Here is a 3264-nt window from a genome sequence, read left to right on the forward strand (position 1 = left end):
GACGTAAACTACAAAACGTACCAACCTAATTATTTATCTAGTATTGACGCTACCCAATTACCCGCTGCCAACAAACCGATGACAATGTTTGAGGATGATGAAGATCCTGCCAGAATGTATGACAAAAAAGACCGATGGTTTCGCGTCAACGAACCGTTACAAATTATCCAAAAGGAAAAAGATTCCATTCAAATTTCATTGTACTCGCCAGTAGCGCTTTCCGACGTAAAAATCTATGCCAAACTAGCCAACTACGACAAGCGATTTGTGTTGTTTCATTTTAGCAAAATCCCAGCTTTTCACAGATCCGTACATCAAATACCATTGGTAGTTGGCAAAAACGATTATTTATTAGAAAATGGAAAAACCGTTACTATTGACAAAATAGAAGGCTTTGCATCGAACGAAATCACGTTTACAACCGCATCAACCGATCCCTTATTTGCTAAATTTCAAAAAATTAAATCCAAACACCTAGTACAATTTCATGATGGGTACCACATCAACGAATTAGGGAAATTTCTCCCAATGAATCCTGTTTTGGCCAAAGAAGCGATCACTATGATCATCAACTATTCCTATGCGCTAAGTCACCCAATTTATTATGACACTTTTAAAAACTATGACAAATACAAACAAGAGCAAGCTACTTTAGCAGGGACTCCCGTAAACGGTGCGATTGACTGGCATGGCAATGGAGATGACACCAACGGTAATTATGACTATTACACCAAAGAAGAAATTGAAAAAATTTACTGGAACTATCTTGATTCAAGAACAGTTTACATGGCCATGGTGGGCGGTGCTGCTGCTTTAGGAGGCGGACCACTGGCCTCACATTGGGAATCCTCATACGTTAGAGGGCATTGGCTAGGCGATATGTCGGTTTGGTCTCATGAATACTCTCATCATATTGGTTTTGGACACAGTAGTAATTTGGCCAATAGCGGCGAAGGAGGTGGCCAACAAGAAATGCTGACACATTTTTACAAATACTTGATCTATTTAAATGACTTGCCTTTTATTGACCCCGAGATCCTTAAAGGGTGGACAAAAACCAAGTATTTAAACGGCACATACAACAAACCTGTTTTTAAAATCAACAACAACAATCCCTTTTTACTAAAGTACAAAGGAGAAGGAAAATGGAACTAATACAATACGATAACACAATGAAAAAATATTTTTACCTTATACTACTTCTATCTACTCTAATCAGTTGTAGCAAAGACAGTGACGAAACATACGAGCCGACCAACTATCAACACTATTTTTTAACGAACGAAGCGACCATCAACGCCAATCAAATTGTAGGCGGACCTGGAAAACTAGAAACAAGAGCCCTAACTATTGCCAACAACAAATTATACGTTTGCAATGGTGATGTTTTAGAAATTTTTGATGCTACCACATTAGCATACCTTTCTAGTGTAAAAAACTACACCAAAGGAACCACTACTATTCCGTTCACCAAACTATCTTCCGTCTCTATAGACAATGGCAGAATCTACCTTGGAAGTATTGATTCAAGAATTTTTGTTTTGGATGAAAAATCACTTTCGGGTATCAATACGATTGGAATACTGTCAATGGTGGCACTTTTGTACACGTTTTTTGCGTTTAAAAGCAAAAGACGGCCGTTTTATTTGTTAAAGAAAAAAACACAAGCATTAAACCGTATTCCAATCGTATTGATACCCGAAAGTGATTTTTCATCCAAAACAAAAATTCTTGAATCAATACTTCCAAGGTAGATTCTGCCATTGTCTATAGAGACGGAAGATAGTTTGGTGAACGGAATAGTAGTGGTTCCTTTGGTGTAGTTTTTTACACTAGAAAGGTATGCTAATGTGGTAGCATCAAAAATTTCTAAAACATCACCATTGCAAACGTATAATTTGTTGTTGGCAATAGTTAGGGCTCTTGTTTCTAGTTTTCCAGGTCCGCCTACAATTTGATTGGCGTTGATGGTCGCTTCGTTCGTTAAAAAATAGTGTTGATAGTTGGTCGGCTCGTATGTTTCGTCACTGTCTTTGCTACAACTGATTAGAGTAGATAGAAGTAGTATAAGGTAAAAATATTTTTTCATTGTGTTATCGTATTGTATTAGTTCCATTTTCCTTCTCCTTTGTACTTTAGTAAAAAGGGATTGTTGTTGTTGATTTTAAAAACAGGTTTGTTGTATGTGCCGTTTAAATACTTGGTTTTTGTCCACCCTTTAAGGATCTCGGGGTCAATAAAAGGCAAGTCATTTAAATAGATCAAGTATTTGTAAAAATGTGTCAGCATTTCTTGTTGGCCACCTCCTTCGCCGCTATTGGCCAAATTACTACTGTGTCCAAAACCAATATGATGAGAGTATTCATGAGACCAAACCGACATATCGCCTAGCCAATGCCCTCTAACGTATGAGGATTCCCAATGTGAGGCCAGTGGTCCGCCTCCTAAAGCAGCAGCACCGCCCACCATGGCCATGTAAACTGTTCTTGAATCAAGATAGTTCCAGTAAATTTTTTCAATTTCTTCTTTGGTGTAATAGTCATAATTACCGTTGGTGTCATCTCCATTGCCATGCCAGTCAATCGCACCGTTTACGGGAGTCCCTGCTAAAGTAGCTTGCTCTTGTTTGTATTTGTCATAGTTTTTAAAAGTGTCATAATAAATTGGGTGACTTAGCGCATAGGAATAGTTGATGATCATAGTGATCGCTTCTTTGGCCAAAACAGGATTCATTGGGAGAAATTTCCCTAATTCGTTGATGTGGTACCCATCATGAAATTGTACTAGGTGTTTGGATTTAATTTTTTGAAATTTAGCAAATAAGGGATCGGTTGATGCGGTTGTAAACGTGATTTCGTTCGATGCAAAGCCTTCTATTTTGTCAATAGTAACGGTTTTTCCATTTTCTAATAAATAATCGTTTTTGCCAACTACCAATGGTATTTGATGTACGGATCTGTGAAAAGCTGGGATTTTGCTAAAATGAAACAACACAAATCGCTTGTCGTAGTTGGCTAGTTTGGCATAGATTTTTACGTCGGAAAGCGCTACTGGCGAGTACAATGAAATTTGAATGGAATCTTTTTCCTTTTGGATAATTTGTAACGGTTCGTTGACGCGAAACCATCGGTCTTTTTTGTCATACATTCTGGCAGGATCTTCATCATCCTCAAACATTGTCATCGGTTTGTTGGCAGCGGGTAATTGGGTAGCGTCAATACTAGATAAATAATTAGGTTGGTACGTTTTGTAGTTTACGTCAGT

Annotated in this window: 4 protein-coding genes; 2 read left to right on the plus strand and 2 right to left on the minus strand. The window is 37.9% G+C overall.

All coding sequences use genetic code 11. The features are described 5' to 3' along the window. Together BXU11_RS17200 and BXU11_RS17205 are read left to right on the plus strand one after the other, a co-directional pair. Positions 1-1155: hypothetical protein (locus BXU11_RS17200; protein WP_139363545.1), on the plus strand; the 1155-nt coding region annotated here is incomplete at its 5' end. Between the two features lie 17 nt (positions 1156-1172). After that, the gene (locus tag BXU11_RS17205) at positions 1173-1754 is read left to right on the plus strand and encodes a hypothetical protein (RefSeq protein WP_139363546.1); all 582 of its coding nucleotides are present in this window, start codon (positions 1173-1175) and stop codon (positions 1752-1754) included. On the opposite strand, the gene BXU11_RS17210 is transcribed toward BXU11_RS17205, so the two are convergent. Together BXU11_RS17210 and BXU11_RS17215 are read right to left on the minus strand one after the other, a co-directional pair. After that, entirely contained in the window at positions 1643-2089 is a 447-nt protein-coding gene (locus tag BXU11_RS17210; RefSeq protein ID WP_189318565.1) for a hypothetical protein, read from the minus strand. The genes BXU11_RS17205 and BXU11_RS17210 overlap by 112 nt on opposite strands. A 17-nt stretch (positions 2090-2106) precedes the next feature. Next, positions 2107-3264, minus strand: a 1158-nt coding sequence (locus BXU11_RS17215; protein WP_078213391.1) for a hypothetical protein, incomplete at its 5' end; no start/stop codon positions are given.

Origin of the sequence: Flavobacterium sp. LM5, from assembly GCF_002017945.1 — a bacterium.
GTDB lineage: Bacteria > Bacteroidota > Bacteroidia > Flavobacteriales > Flavobacteriaceae > Flavobacterium > Flavobacterium succinicans.